Origin of the sequence: Bradyrhizobium sp. SZCCHNR1015, from assembly GCF_032489875.1 — a bacterium.
Taxonomy (GTDB): domain Bacteria; phylum Pseudomonadota; class Alphaproteobacteria; order Rhizobiales; family Xanthobacteraceae; genus Bradyrhizobium.
Window position 1 is genome coordinate 363398 of the sequence record NZ_JAUEYW010000001.1, and the last position, 19009, is coordinate 382406.

General features: G+C 66.3%; 15 protein-coding genes and 1 tRNA gene. 8 read left to right on the plus strand and 8 right to left on the minus strand.

The annotated features are described in order from the left end of the window. Nucleotides 1-105: 105 nt before the first annotated feature. Both QX128_RS01575 and QX128_RS01580 read right to left on the minus strand, forming a co-directional pair. Nucleotides 106-960, minus strand: a complete 855-nt coding sequence (locus QX128_RS01575) for an NAD(P)-dependent oxidoreductase (protein ID WP_316236513.1) — start codon at nt 958-960, stop codon at nt 106-108. A 164-nt stretch (nt 961-1124) separates the two neighbouring features. Next, the gene (locus QX128_RS01580; RefSeq protein ID WP_316236514.1) at nt 1125-3005 is read right to left on the minus strand and encodes an autotransporter domain-containing protein; all 1881 of its coding nucleotides are present in this window, start codon (nt 3003-3005) and stop codon (nt 1125-1127) included. Nucleotides 3006-3283: 278 nt separating this feature from the next. On the opposite strand from QX128_RS01580, the gene QX128_RS01585 reads away from it, so the two are divergent. Next, the gene (locus QX128_RS01585; RefSeq protein WP_316236515.1) at nt 3284-3658 is read left to right on the plus strand and encodes a VOC family protein; all 375 of its coding nucleotides are present in this window, start codon (nt 3284-3286) and stop codon (nt 3656-3658) included. Between the two features lie 44 nt (nt 3659-3702). On the opposite strand, the gene QX128_RS01590 is transcribed toward QX128_RS01585, so the two are convergent. The 3 genes from QX128_RS01590 to glmS form a co-directional block, all read right to left on the minus strand. Further along, the gene (locus QX128_RS01590; RefSeq protein ID WP_316236516.1) at nt 3703-4500 is read right to left on the minus strand and encodes a DUF502 domain-containing protein; all 798 of its coding nucleotides are present in this window, start codon (nt 4498-4500) and stop codon (nt 3703-3705) included. Between the two features lie 195 nt (nt 4501-4695). Continuing rightward, on the minus strand, nt 4696-5310 hold the full coding sequence (locus QX128_RS01595; protein ID WP_315800032.1) for a LysE family translocator: 615 nt from the start codon (nt 5308-5310) through the stop codon (nt 4696-4698). A 226-nt stretch (nt 5311-5536) separates the two neighbouring features. Further along, nucleotides 5537-7363 (minus strand): glutamine--fructose-6-phosphate transaminase (isomerizing), encoded by a 1827-nt coding sequence (gene glmS / locus QX128_RS01600; protein WP_316236517.1) that lies wholly within the window; start codon nt 7361-7363, stop codon nt 5537-5539. A gap of 239 nt (nt 7364-7602) precedes the next feature. Here glmS and QX128_RS01605 point away from each other — a divergent pair, with 239 nt between their 5' ends. Further along, nucleotides 7603-7833 carry a hypothetical protein gene (locus QX128_RS01605; RefSeq protein WP_315800034.1) on the plus strand — a complete coding sequence of 77 codons (231 nt, stop codon included), beginning with the start codon at nt 7603-7605 and terminating at the stop codon, nt 7831-7833. A 15-nt stretch (nt 7834-7848) separates the two neighbouring features. Here QX128_RS01605 and QX128_RS01610 read toward each other — a convergent pair whose 3' ends face one another. Together QX128_RS01610 and glmU are read right to left on the minus strand one after the other, a co-directional pair. Then, nucleotides 7849-8037, minus strand: coding sequence for a hypothetical protein (locus QX128_RS01610; RefSeq protein ID WP_316236518.1), 189 nt, complete (start codon nt 8035-8037; stop codon nt 7849-7851). Between the two features lie 23 nt (nt 8038-8060). Continuing rightward, nucleotides 8061-9407: a bifunctional UDP-N-acetylglucosamine diphosphorylase/glucosamine-1-phosphate N-acetyltransferase GlmU gene (gene glmU / locus QX128_RS01615; RefSeq protein WP_316236519.1), complete on the minus strand. Its 1347-nt coding sequence runs from the start codon at nt 9405-9407 to the stop codon at nt 8061-8063. Nucleotides 9408-9542: 135 nt separating this feature from the next. Between glmU and QX128_RS01620 the strand changes: the two genes are divergently transcribed. Then, the gene (locus QX128_RS01620; protein WP_316236520.1) at nt 9543-10877 is read left to right on the plus strand and encodes a hypothetical protein; all 1335 of its coding nucleotides are present in this window, start codon (nt 9543-9545) and stop codon (nt 10875-10877) included. Nucleotides 10878-10985: 108 nt separating this feature from the next. After that, complete coding sequence (locus QX128_RS01625; RefSeq protein ID WP_315800038.1) at nt 10986-11366, plus strand: hypothetical protein; 381 nt, start codon at nt 10986-10988, stop codon at nt 11364-11366. Here QX128_RS01625 and QX128_RS01630 read toward each other — a convergent pair. Beyond that, nucleotides 11326-12906 carry a beta-(1-6) glucans synthase gene (locus QX128_RS01630; protein WP_316178956.1) on the minus strand — a complete coding sequence of 527 codons (1581 nt, stop codon included), beginning with the start codon at nt 12904-12906 and terminating at the stop codon, nt 11326-11328. The two genes, QX128_RS01625 and QX128_RS01630, sit on opposite strands and share 41 nt — an antisense overlap. 378 nt (nt 12907-13284) lie before the next feature. Here QX128_RS01630 and QX128_RS01635 point away from each other — a divergent pair, with 378 nt between their 5' ends. The 4 genes from QX128_RS01635 (at nt 13285) to QX128_RS01650 (ending at nt 18987) form a co-directional block, all read left to right on the plus strand. Next, on the plus strand, nt 13285-13866 hold the full coding sequence (locus QX128_RS01635) for a beta-1-3, beta-1-6-glucan biosynthesis protein (RefSeq protein ID WP_315800039.1): 582 nt from the start codon (nt 13285-13287) through the stop codon (nt 13864-13866). 369 nt (nt 13867-14235) lie between these two features. Further along, nucleotides 14236-16941, plus strand: a complete 2706-nt coding sequence (locus QX128_RS01640) for a glycosyltransferase (RefSeq protein ID WP_316236521.1) — start codon at nt 14236-14238, stop codon at nt 16939-16941. Between the two features lie 418 nt (nt 16942-17359). After that, a tRNA-Lys gene (locus QX128_RS01645) sits at nt 17360-17435 on the plus strand. A gap of 229 nt (nt 17436-17664) precedes the next feature. Continuing rightward, a complete protein-coding gene (locus QX128_RS01650; protein ID WP_316236522.1) occupies nt 17665-18987 on the plus strand; it encodes a TylF/MycF/NovP-related O-methyltransferase in 1323 nt (440 codons plus the stop codon). Nucleotides 18988-19009 lie beyond the last annotated feature (22 nt).

Genomic DNA, 19009 nt, shown 5'->3' on the forward strand with positions numbered 1-19009 from the left:
GACGAATCGAGCCAATTTTGAGGTGTCAACCATGTCTCCGAACACCTGTCAGCCATGTCCCCGGGCTGAACACTGCGCTCGCAATGACGCGGGGAGAGGTTCCGGCTACTTCTTCGCCTTGCAGCTCTCGGCGAAGGCCACCAGCTGCGCCGCGTCTGACCCCTCCCCCTGCACGTCCGCCGCGATGTGCTCGAACAGCCGCGCGAAACCTTCGTAGATCAGCGCCGCCGGATGATCCTCTCCCAGGAAGCCCGCGATCTCGCGCATTTCGGCAACCCAGCGATAGGCCTTCGGCAGCATGTCCGGCAGCGCATTGCCGAGCCGCGCCTGCACGTGCGGCTGGCTCAGAGCCAGCTCATCGCGCAGCGCGTCCGCTGCGCCGGCGCGGGTGGCGGCCAGCACCATCGCGGCGCCGAGCCCGGTCAGCCCCTTGTTGATGCCGGCATAGGACATCTTCAGCGCCGAGGCCGCGCCGATGGGTCCTTCGATCCGTCGCAGATCGAGCCCGAGTTGGCCCAGCACGGAGACATCGGCGGACGCCTCGCCGCTCACATAGAAGGCCGGTCCCTTCGTGCCGGGCTTCGGCGGCAGGCCGATGATGGCGGCATCCACCAGGCGCGCGCCCGACGACAGCACGATGTCCTCGATCTTCCGGATGGTCTCGACGTTGACGGCATTGCAGTCGACGATGATGGGCTTCCTCGAATTCCGGTTGATGACCGTCGCGAGCTGCTCCGCCAGCGCCACGGCCTCGCCCGGCGGCACGATCGACAGGATGATGTCCGCATTGGCGATCTCGGCATCGCTGGCGCCGATCATGCCGGATGCGGCCGCTCTCGCCCGCGTCGCCGCGCTGCGCCCCTCGAGCGACGTCAGGACGTTGCAGCCGTGCTCCACGAGACGGGCAGCGATCGCGCCGCCCATTGCGCCCGGTGCGATGACGGCAATGCTGGGGGGCATGAGGACGGCTCCGGTTCCAACGATGGTCTCGAAGACTATGCGCACCCCGTGACAAAATTGAAGGCACGAAAACGAAGGGCAGCCCTTCCGGGCTGCCCTCGCCTTGGCCGCAACTTCAACGCTCCCCTCAGAGCCCCCGAGAACGCTGGCCGCCGCGGCAGACCTCAGAACGCGATCTTCAATCCTCCGCTGCCGAAGAAATCGTCGCCACCCGTGCGTCCGATGGTGCGCGACACGGTCGCCGTCAGCGCCACATTGCTCCAGAACGGCGCCACGACGCCGGCGCTCACCCGGCCGTAGACGTCGTGCGAGGTGCCGTTCGGAACGGTCCAGTTGTTGACGATGACGGGCGCCGACGTCGCGCTGTACTGAATCAGGCGGCCGTTGCCGATGATGTCGTCATCGAGCGTCAGGTTCAGGTACGGATTGATGACGTTGCCCTGCACCTGGAACGGGGTGCGCAGCTGCACGCCGACGCTGCCGATCAGGGTCTCGGCGGTCTGCGAGCCGACCGCGAGCGTGAGCGCAGGATCGCCGGTCTCGGTGAAGCCGTCGACACGGGCGCGGGCATAGGTCAGCCCGCCGATCGGGCCGAGCTTTGCCGTGCCGGCATCGAACAGGTAACCGGCCTTGCCGGCCGCGACGAAGGTCGTGCCGCCGGGATTGGAGGTGATGGTGTCGACGACGCCCGGCCGCGTGTTGCGATAGTCCTGATGGCCGATCGTCGCGAGCGCTTCCGCAAACAGGTTGCTGCTGGCCCAGGCGCCGTAGAGGCCGAACTGATAGGAGTTGGCATCCGTGGTGCCGGCGCTGTTGAACAGCCTCGCCTTCGGGTTGGAGTAGTCGAAGGCGGTGCCGATCATGGCGTTCGCCGACAGCCGGTACTCGACGCCAATCGTGCCGCCGATGCTGTCGAGATTGAAGCCGTTCGAGGCGGCGCTGCCCTGGCGGTCGCTGACGCCGCCATTGCCCTGCATGTAGAACGACCATGGACTGACCGACGCGAGCGGCGGCGCCTTGGTGTGGGGCGGGCGGCCCATTGCCCCATAGGCGTTCATCGTCGATGGAGCAAAGCCCGCGGTCTCGCGGAACATGTCGAGCTTGCCGAACAGGGTCGAGGCGAAGCCCATCGCCGTGATCGACCCCACCTCGCCTTGCGGCGCGAAGGTCAGCGGCGCGTTGAGGCGGTTGACGATATATTGGCCCAGCACCTCGAAGCCGTGTGACGTCAGGTGCACGCCATCGACATAGAACAGGTATTGGTTCTGCAGCGCAGGATTGCCGATGCAGGCGATCGGACAGGCGCCGACATTGGTGAAGCCATAGCGCGACGGATTGGCCTGGATCAGCGTCCCCACCAGTCCGGTGTCGACATACTCGACACGTACGCCCGAACGCGCGACGCCGGCGAGCGACTGCTGCATCAGGCTGTTGTAGGTCGTGCTGTAGGCCTTGCCGGCTGAAGCATTGGCGTTGCCGACGGCCTCCGGCAAGGTGCTGACATCGCCGGCCGTGAACACGATGCTGCGCGCGCCGTCCCCGACCAGCGCGTTGATGCCGGCCATGGCCTGCTGAGCCGTGACGGCCGCGGCCGTCGGCGCTCCAGCGAGCGAGCCACCGGCGCGGTAGTACGCCCGCGCATCGTTGCCGCCGACCGAGATCTCGACCAGGTCGGTCGAGGAGATCCTGCCGGAGAAGCCCGTCAGTCCGCTCCATTCCTGAAAGAAGCCGGGAATGCCGGGCGCCACCACGTTGGTGTTGCCGGCCATGGCGCCGCCGATCGCGTAGTTGAGCTGGGGAATGCCGAGCAGCGCCGAGGTCGTGTCGACGAAATTGGTGCCGCCGCTGAAGCGGCCGGTGGGATAGAGCGGCAGCTTGCCGGCCCCGCCGGTGAAGGTCCAGAGATTGCCCGTATCGGCGTAGCTGTCGCCAAAGGCTTGAATGAGCGTATAGGTGGTCTGGGCTGCCGCCGGCCCGGTCAGTTGCAGCGACGCTACGGACAGCGCGACCACGCATAACAACGTCGTTCTACTCACAGGCCTCATACGCGCTTCCCCAACGTCATACTTTTGTTTGCCCGATGTTTCCATGGTGACCATTCGAAACACCACCGCCCGCTGGTTGTAGGAACGACGACATCCGTGGCTGTGCCTTCCTCGCATCATCATGCAGTGCAAAGTGCCGCGATGCGCACGTTTGCCCGCTGAGCGGACCGGACCGCCGCCGACCGTGCTCGCGAAGGCTGCTGACAGAATCTGGCAGGGAGCTCGGCTAGTCGTGTGGCTGACGCGCCGCAGCCGGCGCCGCCACCGGAGAAAAGACGATGCCCGAGTTCAATTTCCTGATCCTCTACGTCGACAACCCGCCGAGCAGCGCGGCCTTCTATGCGGATCTGCTTGGCCGGCCCGTGATCGAACAATCGCCGACGTTCGCCATGCTGCCGCTGCGCGAGGGCGTCATGCTGGGCCTGTGGTCGCGGCACACGGTCGAGCCGCCAGCGGCCGGCGCAGCAGGCTTCGGCGAGGTCGCGTTCGCGGTCGGCGATGCCGGCGAGGTCCAAAGGCTGCACGACGACTGGAAGGCGCGCGGACTTTCGATCGCGCAGGCGCCGACGCGGATGGATTTCGGAACGACGTTCGTCGCGCTCGATCCGGATGGACATCGCCTGCGCGCGTTCGTTCCGCAGGATGCGGCCTAGCTCTTCCGCAGTGGCTGGCCTTTCGCGCCAGTCGGCCCTTCAGCCTAGTCCGCCTTGGCCGGCTCGGGCTCGCGGTGCGGCGATGGCTGCGCGGGTGCGTTGGCGAGGCGCGCGGCGTTGGCCATGTTGGCCAGCGCCGCGACTTTTTTCTGCTGGTCCGATCCCGGCTGCACCACGCCGCAGGACATGATCAGCGTCGCCGCGTCCTCGGCGCTCATGTCCACCTCGATGATCTTGCTCCGCGGCAGATAGAAGAAAAAGCCGGTGGTGGGGTTCGGCGCGCACGGCAAGAACACCGAGATCTGCTCGTCGTCACCGGGCAGCCGGCCCGAAATCTCCGCGCTCGGCGGCTGCGAGATCAGCACGATCGACCACATGCCGGGCGACGGAAACTCGACCAGGCCGACACGGCGCAGGCTCGAACCCTTGCCCGAGAACAGCGTCTCGAACACCTGCTTGAGGCCGCGATAGATCGCCCGCACCGCCGGGATGCGGCCGAGCAGCCGCTCGCCGAGGTCGACCAGGGTGCGGCCGATCAGGTTGGCCGTCAGGAAGCCGAGCAGCGTCAGTCCGATCACGGCCACGATCAGGCCGGAGCCGGGCACGCCGAACGGCAGATAGGTTTCCGGACGATAGACCAGCGGCACGAACGGCCGGACCAGCCCGTCCACCCAGGTCACGAACCACCAGGTGATGTAGAGCGTGATGGCAACGGGTCCGGCGACGACGAGGCCGGTCAGGAAATAGTTGCGAAACCTGAACATCAGCCCATGGTGGGGCGTCTCGGCCGGAGCATCGGCCAAGGGATCGGTCTCAGGCGGCAGGTCGTCGCGGGAACTCATGCGAACTTCCGGGTCGGATCAAATCTCACCTAGGGGTCTTAGCAGATTTTTGAAGGGCAAAGGCCCTCTTTCCGACACAGGCGCGCTTTGCCGCTGACCTGTGGCCCGGCAGTCGGGCCCCAAGTCAGCGCGCAAGCCGTCGATTTCGATCCCTGCGGCGGCGAGGAGCCACTCAAAAGGGCAAACCCGCCGCGCCTAGGCGCTACGCAGCGGCAGGGCCAGGCCGACCGCCACGAAGATGCCGCCACAGACCTGGTTGAAGCGCCGCCCGACCCGGGCGAGCCACGGACGAACCTGGGCTGCCGCGCTGGCAATGGCGTATTCGGTGACGAACTCCGTCACCGTATAGGTGACGGCCACGACGGCGAACTGCACCGCCAGGCTGCGATCGGGATCGATGAATTGTGGCAGCAGGGCGCTGAAGAACAGCAGGCATTTCGGGTTGGTGGCCGCGGTCAGGAAGCCCTGGCGGAACAGCGCGTGCGGGCGCGCCGCCACGGTCTGGCCGGCCAGATCGACGCCCACCGGCGGCGCGAACCAGAGCTTGATCCCGAGCCAGGCGAGATAGAGTCCGCCGACCCACTTCAGGACCACGAGCCAGGTGATCGACGCTTGCACCAGCGCGCCGATGCCGAACATGCACAGCGCGATGACGAGGATGAAGCCGATCAGGCCGCCCGCGATCGTGAACAATGTCCTGCGACCGCCATGCAGCGCCCCGTGCGTCAAGGCGAGCAGGCCGTTGGGTCCGGGCGTCAGGGAGATTCCGATGCTCGTGAGCAGGAACAGCAGCCAAGTGTCGAGTGCCATCGGAATCCCTGTCAATCAGTTGCGCCACAGCACAGGCAAACTCGGCCGTCGTCCCGGGAGGTGGTTTGGGCCTCGCTGGAGCTGCCAGCCACGAAGTGAGGTGGTTATGGATCCCGGCGTTCGCCGGGATGACAGCGAATGTGCAGAGGCCGCGTCGCAACTCACGCCCAACTGGTTCTCAAGGCGACGCGAGAGCATCGCTTGGACGCGGCAAGCGGCGGCGTATCTACTCCACCGTGACCGACTTCGCCAAGTTGCGCGGCTGGTCGACGTCGGTGCCCATCACCACGGCGGTGTGATAGGCCAGCAGCTGGACCGGGATGGCGTAGACGATCGGCGTGAAGGTCGCGGCCATGTCCGGCATGGTGATCGTGACCAGCGAGTCCACCGTCGCCTCCTCGGCGCCCTTGGCATCGGTCATCAGGATGATGTTGCCACCGCGCGCGGCGACCTCCTGCATGTTCGACACGGTCTTTTCGAACACGCGGTCATACGGCGCGATGACGACGACCGGCATGGTCTCGTCGATCAGCGCGATCGGCCCATGCTTGAGCTCGCCGGCGGCGTAGCCCTCGGCATGGATGTAGGAGATCTCCTTCAGCTTCAGCGCGCCTTCCAGCGCCAGCGGATAGGAGGTGCCGCGGCCGAGATAGAGCACGTCCTTTGACTTGGCGATCTCGCGGGCGAGCTTCTCGATCTGCGGCTCGGTGGTCAGCGCCGCCGCGATCAGACGCGGCACCTCGACCAGGCCGTGGACCAGCTTGGTCTCGTCGGCCTCGGACAGCTCGCCGCGGCCGCGGCCGGCGGCGATGGCGAGCGCCGCCAGCACCATCAACTGGCAGGTGAAGGCCTTGGTCGAGGCGACGCCGATCTCGGGACCGGCCAGCGTCGGCATCACGATCTCGCTCTCGCGCGCGATCGTCGAGGTCGGCACGTTGACGACGGAGAGCGTATGCACGCCCTGCGATTTGGCGTAGCGCAGCGCGGCCAGGGTGTCGGCGGTCTCGCCGGACTGCGAGATGAAGATGGCGAGATCGCCCTCGCGAAGCGGCGCCTCGCGGTAGCGGAACTCGGAGGCGACGTCGAGCTCGACCGGCACCCGCGCGAAGCGCTCGAACCAGTATTTGGCGACGAATCCGGCGTAGCTCGCGGTGCCGCAGGCGGTGATCGAGATGCGCTGGATGTCCTTGAAGTCGAACGGCAGCCGCGCCGGCAGCATCACGCGCTCGGTGCCCATGTCGACGTAGCGCGCCAGGGTGTGGCCGACGACCTCCGGCTGCTCGTGGATCTCCTTGGCCATGAAGTGGCGATAATTGGCCTTGTCGACCAGGAACGACGACGCGCCGGATTTCAGCACCTCGCGCTTCACCACCGCGCCCGAGGCGTCGTGAATGATGCCGGAATCGCGGGTGATCTCGACCCAGTCGCCGTCGTCGAGATAGCTGATCGTATCGGTGAACGGCGCCAGCGCGATCGCGTCCGAGCCCAGGAACATCTCGCCGTCGCCATAGCCGAGCGCCAGCGGCGAGCCCTTGCGGGCGCCGATCAGGAGATTGCCGTGGCCCTTGAACAGGAAGGCCAGCGCGAAGGCGCCCTTCAACTGCGGCAGCGACGCAGCGACCGCCTGCTGCGGCGTGTGGCCCTTCAGCAGATAGGAATTGACGAGATGGACGACGGTCTCGGTGTCGGTCTCGGATGCGAACCTGGCGCCCTGCTTTTCGAGCTCGGCGCGTAGTTCGCGAAAATTCTCGATGATGCCGTTATGCACCACGGCAACATTGTCAGTTGCGTGCGGATGCGCGTTGCTCTCGGTCGGCTTGCCGTGGGTGGCCCAGCGGGTATGACCGATGCCGGCGTGCCCCTTCAGCGGCTGCTGCTCGAGCCGCTTCTCGAGGTTCTTCAGCTTGCCCTCGGCGCGTCGCCGGTCCAGATGATCGCCCTCGAGCGTGGCGACACCCGCGGAATCGTAGCCGCGATATTCGAGACGTTTCAGGGAATCGACGAGATGCTCGGCAACCGGCCCGCGTCCCAGGATCCCGATGATTCCGCACATCAGCGCTAGTCCCCAAATCGTCGAGAGAGATTCAAAAGCGTGGCATTGTCTTAACGAAAACCGCGCGCTTTCAGGATTCAATAATTATTGCGGATTGCGACAGGGTTAAGTGCAAGACTTCACGCAAGGCTTAACCACGCGGCAGGCCGGCAGCTCCGGTTCGACACGGAGGTCAGTTCGGAGCGGGCTTAACGTGCGGTCAACGCTTTCGCACAAGACTATCGCGTCGGAGATGACCCATGGCCTTTTACCGCCGCCCAACTGATCCAAAGGGAACCAGCTCGCTCAGCCTGTCACATCCGGCGTCCGGGAGCCATCTGGCGCACTGGCCGCCGCCGACGCTGAGTCACGAGCTGAAGCCGATGCCGATCAAGCATCAGAGCAAGAACGAGCCGGTCAAGCACGCCACCCGCCGCGGCTGGCGCCTGACGCGCGCGATGTTCGCCGAGTTCCAGGACGACGAAGAGTGAACAAGCGCGTGGCGCCTATAGAAAGACCCAAGCGGCGATCGCACCGATCAGGGCCCATATGCCGAGCCCGGTCAGCAACATGATCTCCAAAGGGGGAGTTGTACCAAGCGTGGCGTAAACGACGCGGCCAGAAAACATGGCTAGCCGTACGATCGCAGTCAGAATCGCACCGACGAGATCGAACAGCAGTTGACCGAAATCCAAGCTGCCCTGCCCCCGGCTCGCGCCTATTTTTTGTGGCGTTGCTTGGCATTCCGGAATCGCGCCGCGGCGCCTTCGCGCGTCGTCTGCGGACTGCGCTCCAGCGCCAGCGCATCGTCGGGCACGTCGCGCGTGATCACCGAGCCCGAGCCGATATAGGCGCGCGCGCCGATATTGATCGGCGCCACCAGCGAGGTGTTGGTGCCGATGAAGGCGCCCTCGCCGATGTTCGTCTTGTGCTTGTTGAAGCCGTCATAATTGCAGGTGATGGTGCCGGCGCCGATGTTGGTATTGGCGCCGACATGGGCGTCGCCAATATAGGACAGGTGATTGACCTTCACGCCCGGCTCCAGCACCGCAGCCTTGGCCTCGACGAAATTGCCGATCTTGGCGCCGTCGCCGAGCGACGTTCCGGGCCGCAGCCGCGCGAACGGCCCGAGCAGGCTGTTGCGGCCGAGCTTGGACTGCACGATGTGCGAAAATGAATGCACCACCGCGCCGTCGCCGATCGACACGCCGGGGCCGATCACGACGAACGGCTCGATGGTCACGTCCTTGCCGAACGTCGTATCCGCGGCGAGATAGACGGTCTCCGGCGCGATCAGCGTCACGCCCGCATCCATCGCCGCGCGGCGCAGCCGGGTCTGCATCACCGCCTCGGCCTCGGCGAGTTGCGCCTTGGTGTTGATGCCGCGCACCTCGTCCTCGGAGGTTTCGATCACGACCGCATCGAGCCCCTCCTCGCGCGCGATCGCCACCGCATCGACCAGATAGTACTCGCCCTTGCTGTTGGCATTGCCGATCCTGTCGAGGATCCCCAGCGCGCGACGGCCGTCCATCGCCATCACCCCGGCATTGCACAGCGTGATCGCCCGCTCCGCTTCGCTCGCATCGGCCTGCTCGCGGATCGCGACCAGCTTCGATCCGTCGAGCAGCAGGCGTCCATAGCCGGTCGGATCGGCGGCGCGGAAGCCGAGCACGGCGAGTGCCGCGCCTTCGGCGAGCGCCGCCCGCAGCCGCGCGAACGTCTCGGCCGTGATCAGCGGCGTGTCGCCGAACGCGACCAGCAGATCGTCGGCGCCGCGCGCGATCGCCTGCCGCGCCGCCAGCACCGCATGCGCCGTCCCCAGCCGGTCGCGCTGGACGAAGATATCCGCATCCGGGCGCAGGCGCCGGGCTTCCTTCTCGACCGCCTCGTGCCCCGGCCCCACCACCACCGCGACGCGGGCGCCATCCCCATGCGGCGCCGCCGCCAGGACGTGCGCCAGCAGTGATTCGCCGGCGACGGGATGCAACACCTTGGGCACGCTCGTGCGCATCCGGGTGCCCTCGCCTGCCGCAAGCACGATGGTCAGACTGGATCGAGCGGTCATGAAACACCTGGGATGAAGGGAGCGCATAGGTCGCGCTGTCATAATGCGTTTTCTGCGCGGGGCAAACCGCACCGGCTGAAGCCCCTGGTGGTTTTCCTGTTAATGTTCGCTTCGTGATTCGATTAAGGCAGGTTCATGGCTAAGGACTCCCGCAAATCCGCCGGCGCAAATGCAGCTGAGAAGACGGGCACGACTCTGTCTGGACTGTTTGCCGACGAGAACGAGTTCGATCGCCGCGCGCTGTGGCGGCTCGGCTGGTGGGGGGCTGGTGCCGTCGGCGCCGTCGGCCTGGCCGTTTTCACCAATCAGGCCGCACAGGGATGGCGGCAGGACCGTGTTTCTGCGGCCGACCTGTCGCGCCAGGCGCAACTGCTGCAGTCGCTGGCCCGTGAGACCCAGGGCGAGGCGCGCCAGCTCGGCGCGGCCATCGAGACGCTCAACACCGACCGGGACCGGCTGTACGCGCGCGTGACCGTGCTCGAGCAGGGATTGGACTCGGTGACTGGCGCGCTGGCCAAGCAGAGCGCCCAGGCGTCCCCGAATCCCGCCAGCAGGGCCGGGCCCGCGCCGCAGATCGCAGCCGTGGAATCCCTCGCCCCGGCTGCGGTTCCGTCGAGTTCCGTGGCGCCCAGCCCCCTGCCGGCATTCGCGAACGCGTCCCCGTTCATGCCGATTCCCAGCGGAGCGGCCGGACCCAATCCGGCTCAGCCGGTGGCTCCGTCGGCTGCCGCGAGCGCCGACAAGACGAAGCAGGAGCCGGCCTCGGGAGCTTCGTCATCGCCTGTGTCTGCGGCCCCGTCCCCGACACCATCTGCCTCGCCCGCCCCTGCGGTCGCAGCAGCTGGTTCCAAGCCGCTGCCCGCTGGCGCACCGGACCCGGCCGGCAAGCCGGCCGAGACCGACAAGCTCGCAAGAGCTGAACCCGCCGAGGCCACCAGCGCCAAGGGCAGTGACAGCACCGACGCCGCGGTCACGGCGGTCCAGAAGACCGAATTTGCCGTCGATCTCGGCGCGGCCAACTCGCTCGGCGGCCTGCGGGCGCTGTGGCGGGACCTCGTAAGAACCCATGCCGACCTCGCCTCGCTCAGGCCGATCGTCATTCTCAAGGAAGGCCGAGGCGGTCCGGGCATGCAGCTGCGGCTCGGCGCCGGTCCGTTGAGTGACGCGGCGACGGCGGCGAAGATCTGCGCGGTGCTCGCCGAGAGCCAGCGCGCCTGCGAGACCACCGTCTATGACGGCCAGCGCCTCGCGGTCCGCGAGGAGCCGGAGGCGGCCAAGCCGGGCGCTCCCGCTGCCGCCGCCCCGAAGCCGGTGCAGCGCCGGCGCACCTATCAGCCGCAGGCCCAGCAGCAGCGCCACGGTAAGCGCGAGGAGCCGCCGCCCACGGCAGCCGCGCCGGCGCCGCCGCCGGCCGAGGCGCCCAAGCCCGAGCAGCCGTCGGCGCTGTCGTCGTTCTTCCGCCGCTCCTGAGTCTCAAATCAGCGAGCGGTCAAAGCCGGTTGGGACGGATTGTGAAAGCAGTCCGCGAACCGGCTTTGCGGCTTGTCCGCACGTCCTTTCCGCAGCATAGTCCGGCGCATGAAAAAGACCCCGTTCCGCCTCTCGCCCTATCAGGTGCAATGGCTCCTGATCGTCGGCTTCGTCACCGTCGGCTATGCCCTCTATCTGCGCTATCTGGCGATCGAGCTGTCGAGCGTCGCGCTCGCCTGCGACGCCGGCCTGCAGACGCTGGCCTGCAAGAGCCGGGCGGTGGCGACCCCGCTGTTCAAGAATTCTGTGTTCGGTGCCACCGCGCTGGTGATCGCGGTGCTGCACGTGATGCGGCCGTCGATCGTGCTCTTGACCGGCGGGCTGATCGCCGCCGGCCTCGGCATCGTGCTCTACAACATCGTGCTGTCGGGGCTGGCGATCGGCCTGCTCATCCTCGGCTTTGCGCGGCCCGCGCCCGCCACAGCGTGAACGCCAGCAGCAGATACATCGCGCAGGTCCACATCGCCTGCCAGTTGTCGCGGCCCTCGTTGTAGATCACGTAGACCGAGGAGATCGCCAGCAGTCCGGCGAAGCATGCCTCGGCGATCGGCCGCGGGCCCTGCGTCGGACGGTTGCCGAGCAGCATCGCGAATGGCACCACCGCCATGGTCAGGCTGGCGAACGGAAAATCGCGGTAGCGCGGGTCGAACACGAAGCCGAGCGCCGTCTCGGCCGCGATCAGCACGGTCACGACCAGGACCAGGGCCAGCAGGTAGGTGATCTTCAGCTGCTTGCGGCCGTCATTCGGTCCGAGCAGGTCGAGGAAGGTCGGCAGCGGCCGCCCGGCCATCGCCGCATTGGCGGCCAGGATCGGCGCCAGCACGCCGGCGGCGAGCAGCGCGCCCCATTGCAGCCAGCCGCCGACACCGAGGCTCTCGTAGAACATCTTGTCGGCGGCCATGCCGAACAGCACGCCGGCCGTGGTCGCGGAAATGCCGACGCCGATCCAGGCCGAGATGTGCGGCGGCCAGGGCCGGCGCCGTACCGTCAGCCAGCCGGCGAGGAACACCGCGAAGGACAGGATCATGCCGCCGCCCATCTGCAGCTTCCACAGCGGATAGTTGCTGACGGGCTGGCCCGGTGGATATTTCAGCGTGCGCGTGTCGTCGCTGATCAGGCCCCAATAGCCGCCGACGGTGCCTTCGAGCTTGCGCTTCCAGGGCTGGTCATAGGCCTCGATCAGGTTGACGCGGAAATTCTCGCGCTTGGCGAGCGAGAGGATCTCCGACACCACGCGGGCCTGGTTGGCGCGCGACGGCAGCGCGCCCTCGCGCATGCGCCCCTCGCTCGGCCAGCCGGTCTCGCCGATCAGGATCTCCTTGCCCGGAAAGGCGACGCCGACCTGCTGGCGGATGGCGTCGACATGGGAGGCGGCGAATTTCGCGCGCACCGGGATGTCCTCCCAATACGGGAGGATATGAACCGTGACGAAGTCGACGATGTCGTAGAGCTCGCGGTTGCGCAGCCAGAACTCCCAGACGTCGGCGTAGGTCACAGGAACCGTGACCTGCGCCTTGACGCTGCGGATGGTGGCGGCGAGGTCGGCGGTCGTCATCTCGCCGCGCAGCAGCACCTCGTTGCCGACCACGACCGCCGTGATGACGCCGGGATAGCGCTTGATCAGGTCGACCGCGATGCCGATCTGCTGCTGGTTCTTCAGCTTGTTTGAGCCGAGCCAGATGCCCTGGATCACCTTGATGCCGACCCGGGCGGCGATTCCCGGCACCTGGTCGAGGCCGTTCTCGATCGAATAGGTGCGCACGCATTCGGAGATCTTGGCGAGCTGCACCAGGTCCTGCTCGATCTGCTCGGCGTCGATATGCGTGGTCGGATCGAGCGGGCTCTGCTGGCCGCGGAACGGCGCATAGGATACGCACTGCAGCTTCGAGGCCGGCTCGATCGGCGCGCGCGCGAGCGTGATCGGCTTGGCCAGCCACCACCACGCGGCGGCGATGACACCCAAGGATATGAGCAGAAGCGCCAGCGGCGTAGGGAGGGATTTCAGTTCCGTTCTCCAGGCAGGGTGGTGTCGATTACCCGGTCGGCGGCGATCTGCCAAGTAGGCGATCGGGCCCGCCGGCGCACCGGGCGTACCGGCTCCAAATCACCCTTTTACGATGACGCGAGAAAGTTGGTACGTTGCTGGACAAAATCCGAGATTCCGGTCATTGGGAATCCCGGTTGACCCCGGCCGTTGCAACCCAGGTTCTGGACCCCTGCGCAAGCGCCCGTTAGGAACGCTCTGCGACAGTCGGAATCAATCTCCCGCCGCAATCGGGGCTGATTTGATCGGCATCAACACTGCGTCCGTCAGGGGACGGCACGAAGGCAACATTTCGGGGAATTTATGGGTCGACGCGTGCTCCACTCCAAGTTTTCGGTTTCGCGCCTGTCGGCGGCTCTGGGCCTCGTGCTCCTCATCGGCGCCCCCGGCGCGCTCGCCCAGAGCGGCAGCGACCATCCCCAGGACCAAAAGCCGCAGGCGGCCAATCCGGCCGACGTGTCGAAGGAGAACCAGCGCAAGGCCGACGAATTCACCGAGGCGTCCCAGGCGCTCTCTGGCGGCCCGGCCGGCAATCCCGAATGCGTCTGGCTCGGCCGCCGCGTCGTCCAGCTGATGTACAATGACGACCTCGATACCGCCTTTCGGCACCTCGACCTCTATGACCGGTTCGGTTGCCCGGGCGGCCACGTCCAGGCCGCCTTCCGCTGCCTGACGCGCTTCATCCCGCAGATCGATCCGAAGGTGCCGAACTCGCTGAACAACCACGTCCACGGCTGCTGGATCAATCCGGACGCCAAGCCGCAGGTGGCTGCGGCGCCTGCGCCGGGCCCGGCCTCGACCCCGGCCGCGCAGGCTTCGCCGGCGCCGGCGCAGCAGCCCGCCCCCCCGGCGTCGCCGGCGCCCGCGCAGCCTCCGGCGAAGTGACCGGCGCCTGACGGCGGGCAGGACGCACGATTCCGTCGACCGGGCGCCATGCGCGGCGTGCGGCATGACAGCGCTCCGATCGCGTGGCAGGATACGGCCGAGATATGATCGAGGTCGTCGACGCGCGCCTGAGCCTCGCCCCGGTTCAGGCAGCGTTCAGCAGGATTGGGCTCTGTTGGGATGACATATTGGGATGACGTATGACGTCGCGGCCTTCGGCTGTGACGGCGTGAGACTGATCGCCTTCGCCGTTCGTCGTCGGACGTCACCCGCGAACGTGATCCCGGCAGCATCGCATATCCGAGATGGAACGGCGATCGACCGCTCCGCTTCACCGCTGACTTGATCCTAGGAATGGTTGCCCCTCCCATGCGTGCCGTCGTCGCCGTCCTGCTCCTCGTCACCGCCGTGCACGCCGCCCTCTGGGGACTGCTGCAGGACAAGCAGGAGGCCCCCAACTTCACCGGCCTGCTGCAGAGCGTCTCCTACGATCCGCATGAAGGAACCGGCGCCCCCGGCGCCAACACCGTGGCCTCGCCGGAGCGCATCCGCGCCGACATGAAGAAGCTCGCCACGATCACGCGGGCGATCCGGCTCTACTCCTCGACCGGAGGCCTCGAGATCGTGCCGCCGCTGGCCGCCGAGGCGGGCCTGAAGGTGATGCTCGGCGCCTGGATCGACAAGGATCCGGACCGCAACGAGCGCGAGATCCAGTCGGCCATCACCCTCGCCCGCCGCAACAGCAACGTCATCGGCATCGTGGTCGGCAACGAGACCATCCTCACGGCGACGCAGAAGGTCGACGAGCTGATCGAGAAGATCAAGCGCGTGAAGAAGTCGGTCAACGTCCCCGTCACCACCGGCGACGTCTGGAACACTTGGCGCGACAACCCCGAGCTCGCGGCCAATGTCGACTTCATCGCCGCGCACGTCCTGCCCTATTGGGAGTTCTTCACCGACGACCAGGCGGTCGACCAGGCGGTGGATCGCTATCAGCTCCTGAAGAAGCAGTTCACCGGCAAGCGCATCATGATTGCCGAGTTCGGCTGGCCGAGCCAGGGCTACAGCCGCAGCGGCGACGGCCGCGGCCCAGCCGTGCCGGGCCCGCTCCGGCAGGCCAAGGTGTTGCGCAATTTCCTCGCCCAGGCCGCCTCGATCGGCATGGAGTACAACATCGTCGAGGCGATCGATCAGCCCTGGAAATATTTCGAAGGCGGCGTCGGCCCGTATTGGGGCGTGCTCAACGCCGCGCGCGAGGCGAAATTCGCCTGGACCGGCCCGATCGTGAATCCCGACTATTGGAAGCTCGCGACCATCGCGCTGCTGGTCGGCGTGCTCCTGTCCTTGCCGATCGTGCGGCTGCGCCAGCCGACCATGCTGCAGGCGATGATGCTCGCCATCACGGCGCACGGCGTCGGCGCCTGGGTCTCCACCGTCTTCGCCTATTGGAACGTGCACTATTTCGTCTGGGGCTCGACCTTCGCGCTGACGCTCGGCCTGATCCTGCTGGTTCCCCTGATCCTGATCGCGATGGCCCGCATCGAGGAGATCGCCGCGATCGCCTTCGGCCGCGAGCCGCGCCGTCTCCTGACCCGCGACAAGGTCGCGCGCGACCGCGCCGCCATGCCCCAAGGCTATTGCCCGAAGGTCTCGATCCACGTGCCGGCCTATTTCGAGCCGGTCGACATGATGAAGCAGACCCTGGATGCGCTGGCGCGGCTCGACTACCCCAACTACGAGGTCGTCTGCATCATCAACAACACGCCCGATCCGGCGTTCTGGCAGCCGATCCAGGATCACTGCCGCATGCTCGGCGAGCGTTTCAAGTTCATCAATGCCGAGAAGGTCAAGGGCTTCAAGGCCGGCGCCTTGCGCATCGCGATGGAGCGCACCGCCGTCGATGCCGAGATCATCGGCATCATCGACGCCGACTACGTCGTGACGCCGGACTGGCTCTCCGACCTCGTGCCGGCCTTCGCCGATCCCACCGTCGGCCTGGTGCAGGCGCCGCAGGAGCATCGCGACGAGGACCTGTCGCTGATGCACTACATCATGAACGGCGAATATGCCGGGTTCTTCGACATCGGCATGGTCCAGCGCAACGAGGAGAACGCGATCATCGTGCACGGCACGATGTGCCTGATCCGGCGCGCGGCGATGGATATGGCCGGGGGATGGTCGAGCGACACGATCTGCGAGGACACCGATCTCGGCCTCGCGATCCAGGAGCTCGGCTGGCAGACCCACTACACCAACACCCGCTACGGCCAGGGCCTCCTGCCCGACACCTACGAGGCGTTCAAGAAGCAGCGCCACCGCTGGGCCTATGGCGGCTTCCAGATCGTCAAGAAGCACTGGCAGCGCTTCCTGCCGGGCAGGAGCCGGCTGACGGCGGACCAGAAGCGCGAGTTCTCGCTCGGCTGGCTCAACTGGCTGGGCGCCGAGAGCCTCGGGGTCGTGGTCGCGATCCTCAATTTGATCTGGACGCCGATCGTGGCCTTCGCCGGCATCGCCATCCCCGACAAGATCCTGACCATCCCGATCCTTGCCGCCTTCGTGGTCTCGCTCGCCCACTTCCTGATCCTCTACCGGCTGCGGGTGGCGGTGAAGCCGTGGCAGATGCTGGGCGCGATGGTCGCGGCGATGTCAGTGCAATGGACCGTCAGCCGCGCCGTGGCGCAGGGCCTGATCACCGAGCACCTCGCCTTTGCCCGGACGTCGAAGGGCGGCCTCTCCAGGATGTCGATCGAGTTCCAGGCGTTCTGGGAGGCCGTGATCGGCGCCCTGCTCCTGATCGGCGCCACCATCCTGATCGTGACCAACACGTTGCAGATCACCGAGCTCTACATTTTCGCCGCCGTCCTGATCCTGGAGAGCCTGCCGTTCCTGTCCGCGGTCGCGATCGCGCTCTTGGAGATGTCCCGCATCAACTCCTTCGAGTTCTGGCGCCACGCCACCGTCCGCACCGCCGAGCTGATCGGCCTGCGCCCGGTCTGGGTGCCGGAGCTGGCCGGTCCGGGGATGCAGCCGGCGCCGCTGAGCGCGGCGGCGACGAAGGTGGCGGAGAAGGTGTAACGCCGAGCGAAGCGCGCGCCGCGTAGCCAGGATGAGCGGACGCATGGGCCCGAAGGGCGCAGGCGGCCGCGACATCCGGGGTCATCGCGACGGCCCGTGAGCCCCCGCAGGTCGCCTCCGCGGTCGCTCTCTCGAGCGCCGACGGCGGCCCATGACGGCGGCTCATGGCGGGCTACGGCACCGTCATCGCCGCACCCGAAACGATCGTCGATCTCCCGTGGTTTCCCCCGGCCGCCCTATTGACCGGAACGGACCCACCCCCTACACAGCGCCCACGACAGGATGCGGCCCAAGGCCGGGGTTTTGCCGCCCCGATCTCATGCCGCAGTGAACCACGGCCACGCTACACGCGTTCCGATGGGGACCTGCCGACGATCCGGACAGTGACGGCCCTGCCGTCGCACCGCTTCTTGGAAGCGAGCGCGTAGCTCAGCCGGTAGAGCACGTGACTTTTAATCATGGGGTCCCGGGTTCGAGTCCCGGCGCGCTCACCAAGATCCCGAACGATCGAATGGTCAGCCTGGCAGACGCCTCGCCTGGCCACGTCGGAACATCGGTAGACGATGCGTGGCCTCGATCGCCCATAAGCGGCAGCCTGGATGCGTCTCGATCGGAACTCGATTTCATACTCAATGAGTCAAACGCCCTCGATCCTCACGCGGCTTTGAATCCTCAGTCATTTCCTTGGCTACGATGCTCGCGCGAAGCTGGCGAGACGTCTCCATGATCTCTTCCACCCAGGCGATGTCACGAGGAAGCTGCACGATCACCGCGCGTCAGCTCGATCATGTCGCCGGAATTGCAGTCTGCGCAAGCAGGGTGCTAAGGTCGACAACCAAAGGTATCGCAAGTCATTTTTATCGAATTCCGGTAAGGCCTTTTTCGCAAGGCGTTCACGCCAGTGGAGCCAGCATGTCTGCAAGCTATGGCGCCGTGATCAACCGGCTGCTCAACGGCGTCGGCTTCCAACTCATTCGCCAATCGACGCTCCATCAGCTGGTCTCGTCGGCCCGCAATGGACATGCAAGCGAGCAGCGCAACGAAGGTGAGGATCAAGTCCGAACGGATTCGCAAGCCAGCGAACCGACGGAGACGGTATCGGCCAGCTATCTCCAGAACCTGCAGCGCGAGAGTTTGGCGCTTCGTGAGATGTCGACCGAGCTCATCAAGCTCAAGCTACAACTGGCCGGAGCGAACGACGGCACCAACTCGAGCGAGCCCTCCACGCCGGACGTTGCCGGCCCCCGGCTCTACACGCCCGTATACGACTACGCGGGATTGCGAACCGATCCCGCGATCGTGCACAACCATGACTTCATGCGGGATCCCCGCTTCGTCGCCGCCTACGAACGTGGCGCCGCCGCCGAGGGCTATGAGCCTCGCTATTTCTGGCGGACGCACGTTGCGCTCTGGTGCGCCAGCATCGGCGTCAGCCTTGGCGGCGATTTCGTCGAATGCGGCGTATGTCGCGGCATGCTCAGCTCTTCAATCATGCACTATCTCGACTGGAACAACCTCCAACGTCGATTTTTTCTGTTTGATACGTTTACCGGTGTCGACGAGCGCCTCGTCACTGATGAGGAGGTCGCAAGCGGCAACCTCGGCTACTTCAGACAGATGTACAAGACCGACATCTATGAGGATGCCGTTCGCAACTTCGCCGAATACAACAACGTCGAAATCATTCGTGGCAGTGTCCCATCTAGCCTGTCGACCGTCGACATCAATGCCGTCGCTTATCTGTCGATCGACATGAACAATGTCACGCCCGAGATCGCGGCCATCGACCACTTCTGGAGCAAGCTCCAGCCAGGCGCCCCGGTTCTGCTCGACGATTATGGTTTCGTCCGCTACGAGGCCCAGAAGCGTGCATTCGACGCTTGGGCCTCTCAGCATGGCGTCGCTATTCTCGCGCTTCCCACAGGGCAAGGCCTGATCATCAAGCCACCATCGGCGCCAGGGGCCGTGCGCCGGAAGCGGCGCCGCATAGCTCCATCTTTGTGCCGCGCCACCGTGAAGCGGTTTTTGGGGATGACGACGGCGTAAAGTTGTCCACATGCCGACTGGC

Excerpts from the sequence above, each read along its gene's own strand:
- QX128_RS01575 (WP_316236513.1), bottom strand. The coding sequence starts at position 960 with ATGCCCCCCAGCATTGCCGTCATCGCACCGGGCGCAATGGGCGGCGCG.
- QX128_RS01580 (WP_316236514.1), bottom strand. The coding sequence starts at position 3,005 with ATGAGGCCTGTGAGTAGAACGACGTTGTTATGCGTGGTCGCGCTGTCC.
- QX128_RS01585 (WP_316236515.1), top strand. The coding sequence starts at position 3,284 with ATGCCCGAGTTCAATTTCCTGATCCTCTACGTCGACAACCCGCCGAGC.
- QX128_RS01590 (WP_316236516.1), bottom strand. The coding sequence starts at position 4,500 with ATGAGTTCCCGCGACGACCTGCCGCCTGAGACCGATCCCTTGGCCGAT.
- QX128_RS01595 (WP_315800032.1), bottom strand. The coding sequence starts at position 5,310 with ATGGCACTCGACACTTGGCTGCTGTTCCTGCTCACGAGCATCGGAATC.
- glmS (WP_316236517.1), bottom strand. The coding sequence starts at position 7,363 with ATGTGCGGAATCATCGGGATCCTGGGACGCGGGCCGGTTGCCGAGCAT.
- QX128_RS01605 (WP_315800034.1), top strand. The coding sequence starts at position 7,603 with ATGGCCTTTTACCGCCGCCCAACTGATCCAAAGGGAACCAGCTCGCTC.
- glmU (WP_316236519.1), bottom strand. The coding sequence starts at position 9,407 with ATGACCGCTCGATCCAGTCTGACCATCGTGCTTGCGGCAGGCGAGGGC.
- QX128_RS01620 (WP_316236520.1), top strand. The coding sequence starts at position 9,543 with ATGGCTAAGGACTCCCGCAAATCCGCCGGCGCAAATGCAGCTGAGAAG.
- QX128_RS01625 (WP_315800038.1), top strand. The coding sequence starts at position 10,986 with ATGAAAAAGACCCCGTTCCGCCTCTCGCCCTATCAGGTGCAATGGCTC.
- QX128_RS01635 (WP_315800039.1), top strand. The coding sequence starts at position 13,285 with ATGGGTCGACGCGTGCTCCACTCCAAGTTTTCGGTTTCGCGCCTGTCG.
- QX128_RS01640 (WP_316236521.1), top strand. The coding sequence starts at position 14,236 with ATGCGTGCCGTCGTCGCCGTCCTGCTCCTCGTCACCGCCGTGCACGCC.
- QX128_RS01650 (WP_316236522.1), top strand. The coding sequence starts at position 17,665 with ATGATCTCTTCCACCCAGGCGATGTCACGAGGAAGCTGCACGATCACC.